This is a genomic window from Vibrio sp. V09_P4A23P171 (assembly GCF_963875615.1).
GTDB lineage: Bacteria > Pseudomonadota > Gammaproteobacteria > Enterobacterales > Vibrionaceae > Vibrio > Vibrio anguillarum.
In genome coordinates, this window is the sequence record NZ_CAWNMR010000033.1 from 202,294 (window position 1) to 223,056 (window position 20,763).

At 43.5% G+C, this 20,763-nt stretch carries 15 protein-coding genes; 5 read left to right on the top strand and 10 right to left on the bottom strand.

The genetic code is table 11. The features are described from left to right. Window positions 1–45: 45 nt before the first annotated feature. Together flhA and sixA are read right to left on the bottom strand one after the other, a co-directional pair. On the bottom strand, window positions 46–2,139 hold the full coding sequence (gene flhA / locus AACT23_RS11570) for a flagellar biosynthesis protein FlhA (protein ID WP_013856364.1): 2,094 nt from the start codon (window positions 2,137–2,139) through the stop codon (window positions 46–48). Window positions 2,140–2,320: 181 nt separating this feature from the next. After that, window positions 2,321–2,785, bottom strand: a complete 465-nt coding sequence (gene sixA, locus AACT23_RS11575) for a phosphohistidine phosphatase SixA (RefSeq protein WP_094129009.1) — start codon at window positions 2,783–2,785, stop codon at window positions 2,321–2,323. A 214-nt stretch (window positions 2,786–2,999) separates the two neighbouring features. Between sixA and AACT23_RS11580 the strand changes: the two genes are divergently transcribed. Next, window positions 3,000–5,777: an insulinase family protein gene (locus tag AACT23_RS11580; protein ID WP_047687818.1), complete on the top strand. Its 2,778-nt coding sequence runs from the start codon at window positions 3,000–3,002 to the stop codon at window positions 5,775–5,777. Window positions 5,778–5,803: 26 nt separating this feature from the next. Here AACT23_RS11580 and AACT23_RS11585 read toward each other — a convergent pair whose 3' ends face one another. Then, window positions 5,804–6,400: a VOC family protein gene (locus tag AACT23_RS11585; protein WP_094129012.1), complete on the bottom strand. Its 597-nt coding sequence runs from the start codon at window positions 6,398–6,400 to the stop codon at window positions 5,804–5,806. 205 nt (window positions 6,401–6,605) lie between these two features. On the opposite strand from AACT23_RS11585, the gene argS reads away from it, so the two are divergent. Continuing rightward, window positions 6,606–8,342 (top strand): arginine--tRNA ligase, encoded by a 1,737-nt coding sequence (gene argS, locus AACT23_RS11590; protein WP_094123958.1) that lies wholly within the window; start codon window positions 6,606–6,608, stop codon window positions 8,340–8,342. A gap of 83 nt (window positions 8,343–8,425) precedes the next feature. After that, entirely contained in the window at window positions 8,426–8,854 is a 429-nt protein-coding gene (locus tag AACT23_RS11595; protein WP_017042525.1) for an HIT family protein, read from the top strand. Window positions 8,855–8,966: 112 nt separating this feature from the next. Here AACT23_RS11595 and AACT23_RS11600 read toward each other — a convergent pair whose 3' ends face one another. The 5 genes from AACT23_RS11600 to znuA all read right to left on the bottom strand — a co-directional run bounded on the left by AACT23_RS11600 (window position 8,967) and on the right by znuA (window position 16,878). Continuing rightward, entirely contained in the window at window positions 8,967–9,197 is a 231-nt protein-coding gene (locus AACT23_RS11600) for a FeoC-like transcriptional regulator (RefSeq protein WP_094129015.1), read from the bottom strand. Continuing rightward, complete coding sequence (gene feoB / locus AACT23_RS11605; RefSeq protein WP_094129018.1) at window positions 9,194–11,467, bottom strand: Fe(2+) transporter permease subunit FeoB; 2,274 nt, start codon at window positions 11,465–11,467, stop codon at window positions 9,194–9,196. Before feoB ends, AACT23_RS11600 begins: the two co-directional genes overlap by 4 nt. Next, a complete protein-coding gene (locus tag AACT23_RS11610; protein WP_013856356.1) occupies window positions 11,467–11,694 on the bottom strand; it encodes a FeoA family protein in 228 nt (75 codons plus the stop codon). The genes feoB and AACT23_RS11610 overlap by 1 nt, the downstream gene beginning before the upstream one ends. A gap of 770 nt (window positions 11,695–12,464) precedes the next feature. Further along, window positions 12,465–15,827, bottom strand: a complete 3,363-nt coding sequence (locus AACT23_RS11615; protein WP_094129022.1) for an AraC family transcriptional regulator — start codon at window positions 15,825–15,827, stop codon at window positions 12,465–12,467. Between the two features lie 172 nt (window positions 15,828–15,999). Further along, complete coding sequence (znuA, locus tag AACT23_RS11620; protein WP_094129025.1) at window positions 16,000–16,878, bottom strand: zinc ABC transporter substrate-binding protein ZnuA; 879 nt, start codon at window positions 16,876–16,878, stop codon at window positions 16,000–16,002. Window positions 16,879–16,962: 84 nt separating this feature from the next. Here znuA and znuC point away from each other — a divergent pair, with 84 nt between their 5' ends. Both znuC and znuB read left to right on the top strand, forming a co-directional pair. Further along, the gene (znuC, locus tag AACT23_RS11625; protein ID WP_017049130.1) at window positions 16,963–17,745 is read left to right on the top strand and encodes a zinc ABC transporter ATP-binding protein ZnuC; all 783 of its coding nucleotides are present in this window, start codon (window positions 16,963–16,965) and stop codon (window positions 17,743–17,745) included. Next, on the top strand, window positions 17,738–18,517 hold the full coding sequence (znuB, locus tag AACT23_RS11630; RefSeq protein ID WP_013856353.1) for a zinc ABC transporter permease subunit ZnuB: 780 nt from the start codon (window positions 17,738–17,740) through the stop codon (window positions 18,515–18,517). The genes znuC and znuB overlap by 8 nt, the downstream gene beginning before the upstream one ends. 77 nt (window positions 18,518–18,594) lie before the next feature. On the opposite strand, the gene sucD is transcribed toward znuB, so the two are convergent. Together sucD and sucC are read right to left on the bottom strand one after the other, a co-directional pair. Next, complete coding sequence (gene sucD, locus AACT23_RS11635; RefSeq protein WP_013856352.1) at window positions 18,595–19,467, bottom strand: succinate--CoA ligase subunit alpha; 873 nt, start codon at window positions 19,465–19,467, stop codon at window positions 18,595–18,597. Beyond that, window positions 19,467–20,633: an ADP-forming succinate--CoA ligase subunit beta gene (gene sucC, locus AACT23_RS11640; RefSeq protein ID WP_017045227.1), complete on the bottom strand. Its 1,167-nt coding sequence runs from the start codon at window positions 20,631–20,633 to the stop codon at window positions 19,467–19,469. The genes sucD and sucC overlap by 1 nt, the downstream gene beginning before the upstream one ends. Window positions 20,634–20,763 lie beyond the last annotated feature (130 nt).

Genomic DNA, 20,763 nt, shown 5'->3' on the forward strand with positions numbered 1-20,763 from the left:
TCCGTGTTTAAATGGCTAAAGCCCGATTAGGTAACAGCAGTTTCGTTAGTTACCAACGGCTTGAACAATCCGAATTTGTTTCTCGTCAGGTATTTCTTGATAAGAGAGCACACGCAAATTAGGTATCGTGTTTTTCACAAACTTCGCCAAAGTTGAACGAAGCACACCAGACGTGAGTAACACGGCGGGCTCACCTTTCAATTCTTGTTCTTGCGTTGCATGGCTCAGTGCAGCTTGTAGACGCTCTGCTAAGCCTGGCTCAATACCTGCCGATTCTCCTCCTGACGCCTGCATGGTTTGATGCAATATTTGTTCCAGCTCAGGAATCAGTGTTATCACTGGTAGTTCAGGTTCTATACCATTGATTTCTTGGACGATTAAACGCTTCAATGAGATTCGAACGGCCGCCGTTAGGATGTCAGGTTCTTGACTCCGCCCAGAATACTCCGCCAAAGTTTGTATTATGGTTCGAATATCTCGGATTGGAATCGCTTCATTGAGTAGGTTTTGCAGTACCTTAACGACTGTACCCAACGGCAGTTGATCTGGAACGAAATTTTCAACTAGCCTTGGCGCTGAGCGACCCAGCATTTCAATTAAGTTTTGAACCTCTTCATGACCAATCAGTTGCGAGGCGTTATTAGTGAGAAGCTGACTCAAATGAGTGGCGAGTACGGTCGATGAGTCCACAACTGTGTAACCGAGAGCTTGTGCGTGTTCACGTTGTTCTTCACGGATCCAAACCGCTTCAAGGCCGAATGCAGGGTCGAGTGTGCGTTCACCGTCAATAACACCATAGACTTGACCAGGGTTAATCGCCAGTTCTTGATCTGGGCGGATCTCCGCTTCACCAACAGCAACCCCCATTAAGGTAATGCGATAACTATTGGGTGTTAATTCTAAATTGTCACGAATATGCACTGCGGGGATGAGAAAGCCAAAGTCTTGCGACAGTTTTTTCCGAACACCTTTTACGCGTTCGAGCAGCTCTCCACCTTGATCTCGGTCCACCAGCGGTATCAATCGATAGCCCACTTCTAAGCCAATCACATCAACGGGTTGAACATCATCCCAAGAGAGCTCTTTTTGAGTGGGTGCTTCGTTGTCCACTTTTGCAGGCAGTTTCTTTTCATCGGCGGTTTTTTTCTGTTTGCGTATCATCCAATACGCGCAACCACCCGCTAATGCGGCTAGCAGTAAGAAAGCAAAGTGAGGCATACCCGGCACAATGCCCATGATGCCGAGAATACAAGCGGTAATCATCAATGCTTTAGGGTTGTCAAACAGTTGGAAGACGACTTGCTCTCCCATATCTTCATCGGTATTTTGACGGGTAACCATCATGGCAGCACCAATCGAAAGCAGCAATGAGGGGATCTGAGCCACTAAGCCGTCACCAATGGTCAGCAGTGTGTAGATTTGGATCGCTTCTTTAAAACCCAACCCATATTGCGCCATACCAATCGATAAGCCGCCAATAATGTTGATGAACAAAATTAAGATCCCAGCAATCGCATCCCCTTTAACAAATTTTGACGCACCGTCCATTGAACCGTAGAAATCCGCTTCTTTGGTTACTTCAAAGCGTCTCAGCCGCGCTTGGTCTTGATCGATTAAACCCGCATTTAAGTCCGCATCTATGGCCATTTGCTTACCCGGCAAGGCATCTAGGGTAAAGCGAGCACTCACCTCAGAAATACGTCCCGCACCTTTGGTTACTACCATGAAGTTGATGATCATCAAGATCAAAAACACCACTAAACCGACGGCGTAGTTACCACCGATCACCACACTACCAAACGCTTCAATGACGTTACCAGCCGCCCCAGGGCCTTCATGACCATACAATAAAACCACACGGGTTGAAGCAACGTTCAAGGCTAGTCGAAGTAAGGTTGCAATAAGCAAAACCGTAGGAAAAGCAGCAAAATCAAGCGGTCTACGGGTATAGACAGTAACGAGTAACACCACCATCGATAAGGCAATGTTAAAAGTGAAAAACAGATCCAATAGGAAGGCTGGGATCGGTAAAACGACCATAGCCAACGTGGCCAATACCATAACCGGCGCACCGATTGCTGGCATACTTCGCTGCGGTATTGATGGCAATTTATCTGCAAATGGGAGAGTAAATTTCATAGGTTAGCAAGCAATCTGTTGATAAATATCTATAAATGCGACAATGCGTTAACTCGGCAATGCAATTTTTAGTCCAGTAAAACAGTCAAAATAATGGCTACATTGGTAAAGGCAATAACCCTTCACTTAACGTAGCCTAGTTATTCAAATTACGTGAACTTCTTTTACTTTGAATGGTGGTTTAAGGATTAATACTCCAGATCTGCTGTCCTTTGCGCAACTCTCTATCATATTCGATACCAATCAGACCGGATGTGGGGAACATTGGAGGGACTAAATCGGTAACAAATTCAGCCGCGAGATAGCCAACTAACGGTAAATGAGACACCAGCAGCACTGATTCGATTTGTTCTACATCGGCCAAGGCAGAGACATACTCAAATACCACTTCCGCTTTCCCATAAGGTGTGATGTCATCACAGGTCACAACATCATTGGCATTAAAATAAGAGGCTATCGCAGCCCAAGTTTGCTGCGCCCGTAAGTAAGGGCTTACCAATACTTTATCTACATGGCGAAGATCTTGCTTTTCACAAGCACGAGCCACAGCAACAGACTCACGAAGACCTCTTTCGGTTAAGGCCCTTTGTGCATCACTCGCTGCATAATGTTCAGCTTCTCCGTGACGCATAATAAAAATCTTCATTACTCATTCCTAGTGGTTATTATCTATGCCGTCTAGGCGGCTTTATTCTCGATTATATCAGGCAACCAAGCAAAGACTTCGACACTGTTAACAGTCTATTAAAAAGTCTCCTGAAGGACTAAAATGGCACTTTGCTCATAAAATCATTGCTTGAAATTTGCACCTAACCGTTTCAACGCCATAATTAAAAAAGCCTTTTCTGTGGAGAGTCACTGTGCATTTAAGCCCTAACGACACCAACCAATACCGCTACATTACGTTAACTAATGGTCTGAGAACATTACTTATTCAAGCGGATGATGCACAAAAGTCAGCCGCTGCTTTAGCGATTAATGTGGGGCATTTTGATGACCCTGAAGACAGAGAAGGTCTTGCCCACTATCTGGAACACATGCTGTTTTTAGGCACAGAAAAGTACCCGAAAATTGGTGAGTTTCAAAGTTTTATTAATCAACATGGTGGCAGCAATAACGCATGGACTGGTACAGAGCACACCTGTTTTTTCTTTGATGTAAGCCCAAATCATTTTGAAAAAGCCTTGGACCGATTCAGCCAATTCTTTTGTGCCCCCTTGTTTAATGAAGAAGCCCTAGATAAAGAACGCCAAGCGGTGGATTCTGAATTTAAACTCAAACAGAATGATGATTCGAGAAGGCTCTATCAGGTTCAAAAAGAAACCATCAATCCGCAACACCCGTTTGCTAAATTTTCAGTGGGTAATTTAGAAACGCTGTGTGATAGAAATGGTGTCTCTATCCGTGAAGAAATTGTCCGCTTTCACCATGAAAATTACTCGGCTGATTTGATGACGCTCTCGCTAGCAGGCCCACAGACACTTGATGAGTTAGAGCAGTGGGCAAGAGATGAATTTTCCTCCATCCCAAATAAACAGCTCGGCCCGAAAAAAATAGAGGTGCCTTTTGTTTTAGACGCGCACCGAGGCGTCTTGATTCAAATCGAGCCACGAAAAGAGATCCGCAAACTGATTTTAAGCTTCCCTGCCCCAAGCACGGATGACTTTTATCATGTCAAACCTCTCTCTTATTTCGCCCATCTCATCGGTTACGAAGGTGAAGGCAGTTTAATGCTGGCATTAAAAGAGAAAGGTTGGATCACGTCCTTATCGGCTGGAGGCGGCGCGAGTGGCAGCAATTATCGTGAGTTTTCGATAAGTTTTAGCCTGACACATGAAGGCGTAAAACAGGTCGATAACATCATCCAGTCACTCTTTACTCAGATTAAATTAATCGCAGATCAGGGGCTAAACGAATGGCGTTACCTTGAGAAAAGAGCGGTGCTTGAATCGGCTTTTCGCTTTCAAGAAACGACAAGGCCATTAGACATGGTCAGCCATTTAGTGGTTAATATGCAGCACTATCAGCCGCAAGACACCATCTATGGCGATTACATGATGGCGGGCTACAACGAATCACTACTTAAGCAAGCACTTCATTATTTGACTCCTGAAAATCTACGCGCCACGTTAATTGCTAAAGATGGGTATTACGATAAGAAAGCGAAATGGTATTTTACACCTTATTCAATTACTCCATTATCGGCGTCACAACTTGCAGCATTCGCAACCCCTTGCGACATTGAAACAAACTTACCGCCACTCAATCCTTTTATCTGTTACGACTTAGACCCAAAACCGTTAGAGCCTTCAACGTCTTTACACCCGGAAATCATTGAAGAGTTACCAGGCTTTCGTTTATGGCATCTACAAGACCATGAATTTAGAGTGCCTAAAGGGGTAATTTACATCGCGATTGATAGCCCCATCTCGGTAGCCACTGCTCGAAATATTGTTAAAACCCGCCTCTGTGTGGAAATGTTTTTAGACTCGCTGGCCACGGAAACTTACCAAGCAGAAATTGCTGGGATGAGTTACAACATGTACGCTCATCAAGGCGGCGTCACCCTGATGCTTTCTGGTTTTAGCGAAAAACAACCACAGTTAATGGAGATGATTCTCGCACGCTTTGCTAAACGTGATTTTAGCCTAAAACGCTTTAACACCATCAAGCAACAACTGCTTCGTAACTGGCAAAATACCACTAAAGATCGTCCAATTTCGCAGCTTTTCAATGCAATGACGGGTATTTTACAACCCAACAACCCTCCTTATGAAACGCTACTTGGTGCCTTAAAACAGATAGAAGTCGATGAGCTCAGTGATTTCGTTGAACAAATATTAGCGCAACTTCATGTTGAGATGTTTGTCTATGGCGACTGGTTAAGAAGTGATGCACAAGCGATGGCAGATACGCTTAAAAATGCATTACGAGTCAAAGATCAACAGTACGAGGAATCATTAAGACCACTCGTCATGCTCGGAGAGAGTGGGACTTTTCAAAAAGAGGTTCACTGCGATCAAGAAGATTCTGCTGTGGTGGTCTATTATCAGTGCAATGATGCCGCACCGCGCAGCATCGCCTTATATTCATTAGCTAATCACTTGATGTCCGCTACATTTTTTCATGAAATTCGCACTAAGCAACAACTTGGTTATATGGTCGGAACGGGCAACATGCCATTAAACCGTCACCCAGGCATCGTACTCTATGTCCAGTCACCGAATGCTGCCCCTTATGAGCTGATTAGCGCTGTAGATGAATTTTTAAATGCTTTTTACATGGTGTTGCTGGAGCTCAACGAATACCAGTGGCACAGCAGTAAGCGCGGTTTATGGAATCAAATTTCAACGCCCGACCCCACCCTTCGCAGCCGTGCGCAAAGACTTTGGGTTGCTATCGGCAATAAAGATGCCGGCTTTGATCAAAGAGAGCAGGTTTTGAGTGAACTGAAATCACTCAGCCGCAGTGATATGATTCGCTTTGTGGTCAATGAGCTAAAACCAAGGACCGCCAATCGACTGATCATGCACAGCCAAGGAAACGCACATCAAACGGTTCAGAAACTCAGTTTAGGGCAAGAAATTGGCTCAATTGAAGCGTTCCAGCTTCGGCCTAAAAGCTATAACTTAGGATAACCGTACTTCATCGCCATCAGAGCAATTTATCTTTGCTCTGATTTTACGATCTCTTTTAAAGAGTGGGGATGCAGTTTAATGCACACGCCTTGCCACTTAAATGCAACCGTCGGGTTATGTAATCGCTCTCCTTCCCCTTTTGGACTGGACAATTTAACTTGAACACCTTGAGTGTCTAATGTTGTCCAGCATTCTTTTAATTGTGGGTAAACCGACAGTATATCCTGCAAATAAGCTTGCGCGGTTTGAGCCTCAGATGGCACCACAAATTCCACATGCTCCCAGCTCTGCTCTGGGTAAATTTTTCCCTCGGCAGGGTAAGGCAATTCCAAACATTCTATTGACCAACCATAAGCCGATAGCGGCACCGAAAATTCAATCACAATGATAGGACGGCCATTTATATGAGCACTCGATATTTCTCGTCCTTCCTCCAGCCATGCCGCATGTGCTAATGACGCTAATTTACGATCATTAATGCGCAGTGCAATGTGGTCAGCTTGATTTGTGGATAAATCAATATGCAAAATTTTGGTTAATTCTTGAATTTTATGCATAAATTTATCTAAATCCTGCTTAAGCTGTTCAGGATGAAGCGCTGCATTCTTCAATGGTTCAAGCATTTAAATGGTCCAAAATGATGATTATCGTCTAATAGTACCAACAACTCTTCGAAAAGTAGAAAATTTCCTAATTTAGTCCCTATAAGCGCCTCAATAAAATTGGTATTATGTGCGCCAAATGATGAACAAAATTAAGATATGTATTGGCACTAAATGGTGAATAAAATGCATACCTTTGCAATTCCAAGAATTAAAGGAAACGCGTGTGAATATCCAAGCACTGATTAATGACAAAGTATCTCAGGCTCTTGAAGCCGCAGGCGCACCAGCTGGCAGTCCTGCTGCTGTTCGCCAATCGGCCAAAGCGCAATTTGGTGACTATCAAGCCAATGGCATTATGGGCGTAGCTAAGCAACTGGGTACCAACCCGCGAGAATTTGCTCAAAAAGTATTGGATGTTCTGGACCTCGATGGTATTGCGAGCAAAACGGAAATTGCAGGCCCAGGTTTCATCAACATTTTCCTCAGTGAAGCGTTTCTTGCTAAACAAGCGGATATCGCCCTAGCAGATGAGCACCTTGGCGTAACCAAAGAAGCGCAGAAGACGATCGTCGCAGACTACTCAGCGCCTAACGTTGCTAAAGAGATGCATGTAGGCCACTTACGCTCAACCATCATTGGTGACGCCGTTGTACGTACCTTGGAATTTTTAGGCCATAAAGTGATCCGCGCCAACCACATCGGTGACTGGGGCACGCAATTTGGTATGTTGATAGCCAACCTTGAACGTGTGCAACAAGAGTCTGGTAACGAAGTTTCAATGGAACTTTCCGATCTTGAAGCTTTCTATCGTGAGTCAAAAAAACTCTACGACGAAGATGAAGTGTTTGCTGCTAAAGCACGAAATTATGTGGTCAAACTACAAAGCGGTGACGAATTCTGCGCTCAAATGTGGAAAAAATTGGTGGACATCACCATGATCCAAAACCAGCGTAACTATGATCGTTTGAATGTTTCGCTCACGCGCGATGATGTGATGGGCGAAAGCATGTACAACGACATGTTGCCCGGCATCGTAGCCGATTTAAAAGAAAAAGGTTTGGCGCAAGAAGATGATGGCGCACAAGTCGTTTTTCTTGAAGAATACAAAAATAAAGATGGCGAGCCGATGGGCGTTATCATCCAAAAACGTGATGGCGGCTTCTTATACACCACAACCGATATCGCGTGTGCAAAATACCGTTATGAAACCTTAGGTGCGGACCGTGTGTTGTACTTTATCGACTCGCGTCAACATCAGCACCTAATGCAAGCATGGACGATTGTCCGCAAAGCGGGCTATGTACCTGAAGAAGTGACTCTTGAACACCACGCCTTTGGTATGATGCTAGGCAAAGATGGCCGCCCGTTCAAAACTCGTGCTGGCGGTACTGTTCGTCTGGCCGATCTTCTCGATGAAGCGCAAGAGCGTGCCGCTAAATTAATTGAATCCAAAAACCCTGATTTAGACGCCGCAGAAAAAGCGAACATTGCCAATACTGTCGCGATGGCCGCAGTGAAATATGCTGATCTTTCTAAGCACCGTACTACCGATTACGTGTTTGACTGGGACAACATGTTGGCATTTGAAGGTAACACTGCACCTTACATGCAGTATGCCTACACACGTGTCGCGTCAATTTTTGCTAAAGCAGGCGTATCGATGGATAACCTGACGGGTGAAATTAAAGTCACACAAGAGAAAGAAAAAGCTTTGATTGCGAAACTTCTGCAGTTTGAAGAAGCGGTACAAGCTGTTGCCCGCGAAGGCCAACCTCACATTATGTGTAGCTACCTATTTGAATTAGCTGGCCAATTCTCTAGCTTCTATGAAGCATGCCCAATCTTAGTCGCTGAAGATGAAAGTGTGAAACAAAGCCGCCTAAAACTGGCTGCGTTGACAGCAAAAACCATCAAGCAAGGTCTGTCGCTACTCGGTATTGATACATTAGAACGTATGTAACGACAGCTATGAGTGAATGAAAGGGTTGACCATGGTCAGCCTTTTCTTTTATCGGTGATAACATCCGTGCAAGTGAGATTGACATGAATTTTGAACTCCACCCGCAACTGGCCAAAGACACTTCCGTCATTGGTGAATTTCCTCTTTGCTTAGCCTTACTCCATAAAGATAATGCCGTACCTTGGATTATTCTGGTGCCTAAACGTGCCAATTTGAAAGAGTTGCATCATCTACCAATGCAGGAACAGCAACAATTTTTATGCGAATCTCAAGCCGTTAGCCAAGCTCTTGAAGCCACGTTTTGTCCAGATAAACTCAATTTAGGTGCGCTGGGTAACATGGTGCCTCAGCTCCATATTCACCATGTTGCTCGATTTAAAAATGACGTAGCATGGCCAGGGCCTATCTGGGGCAATACTCAAGGGATAGTGAGAGCCGAACAAGAACAGCAAGCGATCTTAACCAGAATCCAAAATGTTCTATCACTGAGTTCTATTTTTAGAAAAGGATAAACGTCGTTTCTCACACCATATACTAGGTAAAAGATAGATTGGGTAAAAGTTTGAAAGCCGCTGACTTCAGCGGCTTTCGTTTATCAGACAGAATGCCTAGCATCAATTATGACTAAAGTACGACAGTCAAAGACAGCCCATTGTTTCGGTTAAGCCCATAACGCACTCTTGTTACGTGGTGAACCTTGTTGGTATCGATAGTGCGCGACAACACACCTTTTCTTATCCACACGGCTAACATAGCGTCAACGCCGTCCTCACTGAGCGAAAACTTTTTCGCAATCGCCGAGCGGCTAACGATCCCATTCTCTTCAATGTAGCGCTTTAACTCATTTAATATCATGCCACTTGTACCTCAAGCACCGTTTTCTGCTGGAGTCCTTTTCGCTTAAGCATTTTAAAGGTCAACAAACTCACCATAATAATGGCAATAATCCACGTTAAACTTTCAACTGGGGTTTCAGTGATCCTAGTCGCTTGGTAATAAAGCGCGCCACCACCATACGCAAGCCCCATCGTCCATACTGCGATAAAACGAGCGTAATTCGCACCAAACTCACGAACATAAGCCCCCATGGCTGCAACGCAAGGCGTGTAAAGCAAAATGAAGATAAGGTAGGCAAATGCGGCATGACCAGTGACAAAGTGCTGTTTCAAATTACCAAAGATTGAGGCATCTACGGCTTGCTCTTCAGCCACTGCGCTACTGTCTGTCAAGTCTCCGACTTCGATACCGAGCGGATCAGAGAAGCTTAATCCCGTTAGGTTTTCTGGAATAGACATAACCGCTTCTTGTAGGCTCGCCATTAGGTCATATTCACTTTCATCACCTTCAGCAGAGGTATATAAATTGTTTAATGTTCCGACTACCGCTTCTTTTGCAAAAATACCCGTGATGATACCCACTGTCGCTGGCCAGTTATCTTGATTGATACCAATAGGAGCAAATACCGGAGTAACCACTTGAGCCACTTTTGATAACACGGAGTTGTCACTATCTTCATTACCAAAGCTACCATCAGTACCAACTGAATTGAGGAAGCTTAAGATCATAACGACGATGACAATCGTTTTCCCTGCACCGAGAACAAAACGTTTTAATTTCTGCCATGTTTTGATCATGACGTTTTGTACCGTTGGGATCTCGTAATCTGGCATCTCCATGACTAGGCTGTCGCTTGAACCCGGATAGAGCGTATGCTTCAAAACCAAACCAGTGAACACTGCGGCTAAAATGCCCAACAAATAAAGAGCAAAAACTACATTTTGACCGCTTTCAGGGAAAAATGCCGCAGCAAATAGCGCATACACTGGCAAACGTGCACCACATGACATAAAGGGTGCCATCGATGCCGCTAATTTACGTTCACGTTCTTGATCTAGAGTTCGGGTCGCCATAATCGCGGGAACGTTACAACCAAATCCTAAGACAAGCGGAACAAACGCTTTACCCGGTAGGCCTATCTTCTGCATCACTTTATCTAAAACAAAAGCCGCGCGAGACATATAGCCTGAACTTTCGAGTACAGCTAAAAATAAGTACAAACAAGCGATAACTGGGATAAATGTGGCGACGGTTTGAATACCTCCGCCAAGGCCATCTGCTAATAATGTCACTAGCCAAATAGGCAAATGATCATCCAGTAAGTGGTGCCCACCATCAACCAATAACGCCCCGACGCCAATGTCGAAGAAATCAATGAAAGCGCTCCCAATATTGATCGAGAACATAAACATTAAGTACATAACCACAAAGAAAAACGGTACACCCACCCATTTATTTAAAATCAGCTTATCCGCTTTTTGTGTAAAACTGTGGCTTAATTTCCCTTCTGTTTTGCGGATCTGCTGGCACTGTTCATGCAAAAATGTGTATTTGGTATCAGCGACATGCAGATCAATATCCAAACCACTTTGCAATTGCTCTTTCTGGATAAGCTCACGCTGCACTTCTGGTAATCCATTAATCACCAAAAGATCATTTTCTAAGGCACGAATAGCCAATGCGCGAGGTGCCACTTGCTTATGTTGAAAAATAGTGGCTAATTTTCCGATCGATTGTTCAAATGCACTGCCGTAATCCAATAGCAGTTCTTTAAGAGCTACGCCTTGCAGCAGTACTTTATGCAGCTTTTCTTTGAATCGACTCACCTGCTCTTTACTGGTAGCAGAAAGCATAAAAACGGGGCAACCTAGAACTTTCTCAAGTTGTTGAATGTCTAGGCTTTGACGCTCTCTTTTTAAAGCATCCATTTTATTCAAAACCACAATCATTGGACGCCCGAGCTCTCTCAATTGAAGCGTCATATAGAGACTGCGCTCCAAACACGTCACGTCCACAACGTTAATGATTAAATCGGCAGGATGTGTAAGAACCGCTCTAGAGGCAATGGATTCGTCAATGCTGTTACTGTCATTCCCGCTGTCAAGTGCGTAGATGCCCGGCAAATCCGTTAGTATGAATTCATCTCCAGAATGAGTGTAGCGACCCGTTTTTTTCTCAACTGTAACACCAGCCCAGTTACCGACTTGCTGCTTAGAACCTGTCAGTCCATTAAATAACGTTGTTTTGCCACTATTAGGGTTACCAACGGTTAGAATTTGATATCGCACTACGCTCTCTCCACTTCAATACAAGCGGCTATATTTTCACGTACCGCTAAAGAGACGCCTCTCACTTCAAGTTGAAGTGGATCTCCCATAGGAGCTCTTCTGATTAACGTAACAGTAGTTAGAGGCAGCAAGCCCATCACCATCAATTTTTTACGAATGTCATTTGGAAGTTGATTGAACGCGACAATGCTCGCGCTATCCCCTTCATTTAATTGAGATAATTTCATCTATCTTGCTCTCAATGGTAGTGGTAATGAGAAATATTTTTATTAACAGGCGAATAATACACGCGCTAACCCTCTATTTTATTGCGTGAAATCAAAGATTGCATAAATCCATCACGTTGTTTTCGGTAAATAAACTGACGTTAAAAACGTTAAAAAATTATCAGGCACAAATTAGCTCAACATAAAAAAATAAACAAAAACAGAAAAAATCAAAATAAACCTTTAAAATCAATCAGTTAATGTTAATTATATATTTTGTCGTTTTTCTTATACTAGGTTGTCGTTAATTTTATAAATGAAATAAGTCCTTTGCCATATAGTAAATCCATCGAAAGGAATTACTCCTTAGATACAAATTCCAGAGGTGGTACGGGTGTTACTCGTATCACTCCGGCAGCAAGCGAAGGTGTCATTGACACCCGTGGTATAGTCCCCCCGGCTATACCACGATCTTTTTTTTCTACTCATCTCATCTTTACCGCAACACAATCACCAACCCAGCCTGTTTATTGAGTAAGTGCTATTTCCAAAATAAATTGATATTACGACTTTGAGTATTAATGAGTGTATCTACGCAAGCATAGACAAATATGCGCAGCTAACACCGCAGCCAATCTAATCAAGAAGGGAGATACAGCTTGATTGCAGGCCGGCGGAAAGTGAGTTCATCTCCACACACCTGAATAAGCTTTGTGATTAGGGTGACTGAATGTCGCTAACATCGCTGCAGCTTCAAGTGGGAAAGTTATCACTATTTATCAGGGGCGGTATTACTCGTTATCATCAACAAATTGGGTTGGCGATAAACCGAAGTGATGTTTAAATCTTTGGCTGAAATAAGACGGATCATTAAACCCACAATCAAAAGCGACTTGGGCGACTTTTCCTCCTGCGAGCAAATATTGGCACGCTTTCTCTAAGCGGATCTCATTTAGATACTCTTTGAATGTTTTATTGGTGATCGCTTTAAAACGACGCTGCAAACTACGCTCCGATACGAAGAGTGATTTGGCCGCACTAGAGGTACTAAATTCAGGATCTGAATAGTAATTGTGTACCAATTTTTCTACTTTTTTAAGCCACTCTTTTTCCGTTACATCAATAAACTTGTCCTCTGAATGCTCCTCTACGACGATCATTTCAGGTGCATCACTCACAAGCTCAACTGATGGCCAAGAAAGCTCAACTAAATTTCGTTCTGGCGATGAAAAAATATGTATTTCCCCACCACTGCGCTGTACTAACAGTTGCATTTCCTCTAGTTCAAAACCAGAGATACGCTTATCACTATTGATAGACTGCACCTGATCGCCACAGTCAATCATCACAATAAACAGTCTTTTCTCCCTTTCATAACAATGAATTTGTAGCTCTTGATTTCTGTAAAGACGTTTTACCGCATCAGACAGTAGCGTATTGAAAATGATGTCTAGGTTAAAATGGGCAGATTCAATATAAGCTTGTTTAAGCTCATTGTTCACCGCCAACGAAATATTCGCTTTCGCGAACTCTTCACGCCATCCGTCCACACAAGAGTTCAAGATGATCGATAGATCGTAGAGCAACTGAGTCGCTGTTTTATCATTTCTTACATTACGAAGTAACGCCAGTTCACGTTTTACTTTTAAAGCTAAAGACTCAAGTCGCGCGAGTTGATGGAGTTGCGAGCGATAAATCAGCTGATTTAATGTAGGTGTAATAGAATCTAACATCTGTTCAACAACGATATGGCGAATTTGTAATTGCTTGCGCAACTGCTGGTTATTAGTCAAAACAATTTTGCTTTGATGCCGTAGTTGATCCGTTTTCAAGGCCACCTGAGCTTTTAACTTTCGGTTTACTTTGGTAACCCAACGAGATCGCCACCATGAAGCAAAAGCAATAAGGCCTATAGAAAGGCAAAGGTAAAGAACAATAGCCCATGAAGACCAATACCACGGGTTATCCACAATAAATGATAGGCTGTTTATCATACTGTTTTGCGGATTTGGACTGTAATTTCTCACCAGCAAACGATAGTGTCCAGGTAACAGGTGATCAAGTGTCAACTGAGCACTTTCTAATCTCTGCCACTCCTTATCCCCTGCTATACGATACTCCAATGATAAGGCTCTCGATTCTGGCAATGCACCAAACAAAAAGCTTATCGAACTTCCATATTCCAGTTCTAGTGTCTGAAAACGACCACGACCGAACATGACAGGAATGTGATCGACATTCACTTGGCTAAAGATAATATTGGTATTAGGAGGGGTAGCAACCGTGAGTTCAGAGGACCATGCTGTCACTAAGCCAAAACGGGAACCTAGCAGCAACTGCTGTTGGTTATTGATAATACTTGATTCGCAAACTCCACTTTTAAATTCGTTATTCATCAATCCGTGTGGATCACCAAAATGCTTTACCATCTCACCCATAGGACTGTAGAGCGAGATTCCTTGTGAGGAAGTCAGCCAAATACCGTTGCCCGTTTCAGTTAAACATTTGGGGCTAATATTCTCTTCAACCATATCAATAGATCGAATATCACTACGATCATGTGCCAAAACAAAGACGCCATAAGCACTAGCAAACCAAACATCGCCCTTGCTACTCTCAAATATATCAATGCTTTGTCCATAATGACTAGTCGCTCGGAGAAAAACAATTTTGCCTTTGTCAAAAAGATAAACACCATGGTCAGTGCCGATAAATACCCCTCGCCGAGTTGACTTAAGTTTTATTATTTTTGCAGGCAAAAATGCATCAACAAACCATTCAGAACCGAAATCGGTTAGCGAGTTATCGGCCAACTGATATGACCACAAATGGTTACCTGTTGCTCCCCACAACAGTCCTTCATGATCAAATTCAAGATGTTTAGTATCATTCGAACGCAGCTTCAGAGGTAAAACGCTCGTTTCTATCATCTTTTTTGTCTGCAAGTGATAAATAACGATGCCTGTATGTGTAGCTATCCATAGAGAATGATCATCTATTTGAGCGACATCATGCACTTCTCCAGGGAAAATAAGTTTAGGCTCTTGCCAATCTTCAGCATCGACTTGGTACAACCCTTGTCGAGTTAAAAACAAATACCCTTTATTATCTGACCTTGTCACAATTTTTGTTATGGGATTATTGTTGAGCTGTGCAATGGAATGGCGCTTAAATTTTTGTCCAAACAGAGAAAAGTAACGAATACCTTTATCCGTTGCGATCCAAATCCCACCTTGTAAGTCATTGACCAATGAATAAATTTTATTGCCTGGTAACCCATTATTGTCTTGGTCATTACTTTCTAACTTGACGGTTTTACCTGTCAAAAACGAATGAACAAATAATCCATCTTCAGTACCAATCCAATACTCTTGATCTGTCTCAGCAACAGATAATACATGGGAATCTCCAACCAACTTTTGTTGGCGCTTTGGGTCCTCGACATCAATAATCAGCCCACCATTGAGCATTCCAATCACAAGCTCTCTACGTTTCTCGGAAAAATAGAGTTTCTCAATGAAGTTTTTACCAGAGCTGAGCACGTGAGAAAAACTCTCTCCATCTGACAGATAGACTCCAGCATTAGTGGCTAATACCCATTTAGAAAGCACAAACTTCGCATCATTAACGATCAATCGACTAGCTTGATTTAATTGATACATTTCTTTAAAAGAATAAGTAACTAACTTGTGGGTTTGCGCATGGTATGTATAAAAGTGCGTCTCATCGGCTAACCAGATGAAATTACCTGACGAACCTATTTTTTTTATGATGATTCCAGGCGTTAAGCTAAATACTAATTCGCGATCTTGTGCGGGATAAGTTCGATAAAGTTCATTATCAATGAACGTCCAAAAAGCGTTATTAAGATAGGTAATATTTTCGCTCTCTTGTGAAAGCACTGAGCCACGCCGGGGAAGGATGTTTTGTCCATCAAAGAAAACCACTTTGCCATGCACATCGTGTATCCAAATTCCCCCTTCTTCACCTAAAAACAAATTTTGTGCGGCAAAAATTTTCCCTTGAGCCTGAGCTGGCAATGGATAGAAGATGGAAGGTGCTTTGTCTAGAGCTTGTGTCCCCTGCGCTAATAAAAGCGTCAGAAAACCCAAGATCCAGAGCAAAGGTTTAAAATAGTCGTTCTTTCCTTTCAACAGACAGAGCCTCAATCAATAGCACGCCAAATTGCAAACTGTTTTTTCGTGGCGATAATTATCAAAACATTCTAACCAAAGATAAGGCTTTTTGAAGCTAAGAAAGCGACAATCTGTGAATCTTTATCCTAGATTTCAGTGCAGATCGTACAACATACAATACAGCGTACATCTATTGAGACAAACAAGTGTAAAAGTTGTTGCTCAGCTGATTTAACAGCTCAAAATAGCTGCCAATTTTCACTTTGATATCTGCGCCTAATGGATCAAGTACTCCCGTTTTGACCTTAGTGCCACGAGTCACAGTATCAATCACCGCCGGGGTAAACTGAGGTTCTGAAAACACGCATTTCGCTTCATTATTAATGATTGAATTTTTAATGGTGATTAGGGTTTTAGCACCCGGCTTTCTGTCAGGACTAACGGTAAAATGGCCGAGGTTATTCAAATGGTATTGCTGTTCAAAATAGCCGTATGCATCATGAAAAACATAATATCCTTTATCACTAATTTTGCTCATCTTCTGCATGATTGATTGATGGGTCGAATCTAATTGAGCTAAAAAGCGGACTAAGTTTACTTTATACTGCTCGGCATTAGCGCTATCACTTTTCACTAAACTTGCGGTAATCGCCGCTGCCACTTGCTTGGCTTGATCGGTTCCAAGCCAAAAATGTGGGTCATACATACCATGGTGATGCCCATCATGATCGTGTTGTTCGCCACTGAGCTCTCTCAGTGTCAGGCCATCAATTTGGCTGATGGTCAAAACGTTGTGGTGACTCGCTAATGTCTTACTTAAGAATGGCTCAAGGTCTTTTCCATACCAAATCACTAAATCCGCCGCTCTGACTTTTTTAACATCAGAAGGGCGCAACGCATAGTCATGCGGTGAGGTATTTGCCCCCAGTAGTACTTCTGGTTCATTCACATCGAGAGTCAATTCATATGTAATCATCTGAATCGGCTTGATGCTGGTCAAAATGACCGTAGACCACGCCAAAGGCGATAATGTTATTAAGCAAAGAAGGAGCATAATCTGACGCAACATGATGGTTTTTCCATTCGGTATATAGCGTTAAAGGGAACGAAATGTTACATTATAACACTTCCGAATTGCAAATAAGTTCCATTCATGTCCAACTTAATTCAGCTGCAAGGCATTTGTGTCGAATTCAACAACCGCCGTGTTTTGGACAATGTCAGTATCAACCTAGAAAAAGGGAAGATTACCACACTGATAGGTCCTAATGGTGCGGGCAAGTCGACGCTCGTTAAAGTATTGCTCGGGCTACAGCCCGTCCATAGCGGAACGATGACGCGCGTAAAAAACCTTAAAATTGGTTATGTTCCTCAAAAGTTAAAACTTAATGACGCGTTACCACTCCCCGTTAAACGATTTTTAAGTTTAGCCGGACGTTTTAGTCAACAAGAGTTGCTAGACGCACTCAGACTAGTCGGGGCCGAGCATCTTCTTGATTATGATATGCATAAGCTGTCCGGTGGTGAAACGCAACGGATTCTTATCGCCCGTGCATTGCTACAGCGCCCAGGTATTCTAATTCTTGATGAACCAGCCCAAGGTGTTGACGTGCAAGGGCAAATTGATCTGTATGATCTTATCGATGCCATACGACATCGTTTCGGCTGTGGTGTCTTCATGGTCTCTCACGATTTACATCTGGTAATGGCAAAAACGGATGATGTTATCTGTCTTCATCACCATGTTTGCTGTTTCGGTTCACCTGCAACGATTACTCAACACCCAAGCTATATCGCTTTATTTGGTACGCGCAATCGCGAAGCCTTAGCTTTTTACCATCACAAACATCAGCATCATCACGACTTAGCAGGCCAACCTGTGAAAGGAGATGCAACTTGCTGTTCAAATCATTCACACGGTCACCATCATGATTGAATTTCTTCTTCCATCAATATTAGCAGGCCTTGGTATTGCCGTTATCGCAGGTCCCCTTGGGTCATTCGTGGTTTGGCGAAAAATGGCTTATTTTGGCGATACCCTCGCACACGCCTCGCTGATGGGATTGGCGCTAGGCTTTTTGCTTGATATCAACCTTTATCTTGCGTTGCTCGTTTGCTGTCTTGGGCTTGCAATCATTTTGGTTACTATGCAGAAACAGCAGCTTGTGGCGACAGACACTTTGCTCGGCATTCTCGCTCATAGCTCGTTATCCATTGGTCTCATTGCAGTAAGCTTCCTTGATAACGTTCGCATCGATTTAATGAGCTATCTCTTTGGCGATTTATTGGCGGTAAGTTTTACTGATTTAGCCTTCATTTGGGGGGGAGCGATTGCAGTAAGTGCACTGCTATTTCTTTTTTGGCGACCATTACTTTCAACTACAGTGAACGAAGAACTTGCGTTTGTTGAGGGCATCAACGTTGATTTAATGCGTTTGCTGCTAATGCTATTAATTGGAGTGGTGATTGCACTAGGAATGAAATTTGTTGGTGCTCTGATTATGACATCGCTGCTGATTATTCCCGCGGCGACCGCTAGGCGACTCACAAAAACCCCAGAGCAGATGGCAATATTGGCTTCTTTGGTCGGCGCTTTAGCTGTGCTGGGCGGGCTAATCCTCTCGTGGCATTTTGACACACCTGCAGGCCCTTCGGTTGTCGTGACGGCTACAACGATGTTTATGTGCAGTCAACTTGTAAAACGCTAGTATCAAAACCTATTGAATCTAAAGTAAAAACCCCGAAACAAGGTTCGGGGTTTGTCTTCAAACTGAGGAAGGCGTGATTACCAACCCGTCACTTCACGCAATGCTTTTCCGATATCAGCAAGGCTTTTGACAGTTTTCACACCCGCGGCTTCAAGCGCTGCAAATTTCTCATCAGCTGTCCCTTTACCACCAGAAATGATAGCACCAGCATGGCCCATCCGTTTGCCCGGAGGCGCTGTCACACCAGCAATATAAGACACAACCGGTTTCGTGACATTCTCTTTAATGAATGCCGCGGCTTCTTCTTCGGCTGTACCACCGATCTCGCCAATCATCACAATCGCTTCAGTTTCAGGATCGTCTTGGAATAGTTTCAAGATATCAATGAAGTTAGAGCCCGGGATTGGGTCACCGCCGATACCAACACACGTTGACTGACCAAAGCCTTCATCTGTTGTTTGCTTAACGGCTTCATAAGTTAGCGTTCCTGAACGAGAAACAATACCCACTTTTCCTTTCTTATGAATGTGGCCTGGCATGATGCCGATCTTACATGCATCCGGTGTAATCACACCCGGACAGTTCGGGCCAATCATACGCACACCAGTCTCTTCGAGCTTCACTTTTACGTCAATCATATCGGTAGTCGGTATACCTTCCGTGATCGTCACAATAAGTTCAATACCAGCGTCAATTGCTTCTAAAATAGCGTCTTTACAAAATGGTGCAGGTACATAAATAACGGTTGCCGTTGCACCCGTTGCTTTCACTGCGTCACGCACCGTATTAAATACAGGCAGACCAAGGTGAGTTTGACCACCTTTACCCGGAGAAACCCCACCGACCATTTGTGTACCGTAGGCAATCGCCTGTTCGGAGTGGAAAGTTCCCTGACCACCAGTGAAACCTTGGCAGATTACTTTGGTGTCTTTATTAATAAGTACCGACATTATTTACCCTCCGCCGCAGCAACAACTTTCTGAGCTGCGTCCGTTAACGACTCAGCTGCAATGATATCAAGACCAGAATTTGCGAGTACTCCGCGTCCTAATTCCGCGTTTGTACCTTCCAAACGCACGACTACGGGAACCGTTACACCAACTTCTTTCACCGCACCGATAATGCCTTCTGCAATCATATCGCAACGTACGATACCGCCGAAAATATTCACCAATACGGCTTTCACGTTGTCATCAGACAAAATGATTTTGAACGCTTCAGCAACACGCTCTTTGGTTGCACCACCACCAACATCAAGGAAGTTTGCAGGTTTGCCGCCATGAAGGTTAACAATATCCATGGTGCCCATTGCAAGGCCAGCACCGTTCACCATGCAGCCAACATTGCCATCAAGAGCAACATAGTTCAGTTCCCACTGAGCAGCATGAGCTTCGCGCTCATCTTCTTGTGAGAGATCGTGCATCTCGCGAAGTTTAGGTTGACGATAAAGTGCGTTTGAGTCGATGTTGATCTTGCCATCAAGGCACAACAAGTTCCCTTCAGCGGTGACAACTAATGGGTTGATTTCTAGCAATGCAAGATCATACTGGGTAAACATAGCACCAAGACCTAGAAAGATCTTCACAAATTGCTTAATTTGGTCGCCTTCCAAGCCAAGTTTGAAAGCAAGTTCGCGGCCTTGATAGGCTTGCGGACCAACCAAAGGATCAATTGCGGCTTTATGAATCAGCTCCGGAGTCTCCTCCGCTACTTTTTCAATTTCCACGCCGCCTTCTGTTGAGGCCATGAACACGACACGACGAGTCGCACGGTCAACAACAGCGCCTAAGTAAAGCTCATTCGCGATATTAGAGGCTTCTTCAACCAAAATTTTTGATACTGGCTGACCATTTGCGTCCGTTTGATAAGTAACCAGATTTTTACCTAGCCATTTTTGAGCAAACTCTTTGACACCATCTTTAGTGTCGTGCAACTCAACGCCACCCGCTTTACCGCGACCACCTGCATGCACTTGACACTTAACAACTTTCTTCGCTGTACTAATCCGACCCGCCGCTTCAAAAGCTTCTTGTGGAGTATCACAGGCATAACCTTCCGGTACAGGCAAACCGAATTCTGCAAACAGCTGTTTGGCTTGATATTCATGCAAATTCATTATGTTCTTCCGTTTGTTTATCCCTTAGGGGATTTATTATTTCCATAAAGCGGCAGCTATGCTGCGCCATATATCTGTAGGGTGCTTCTCAAATTAAGCGGCTGCAATTTATCCAAGAGGATAGCTTGTA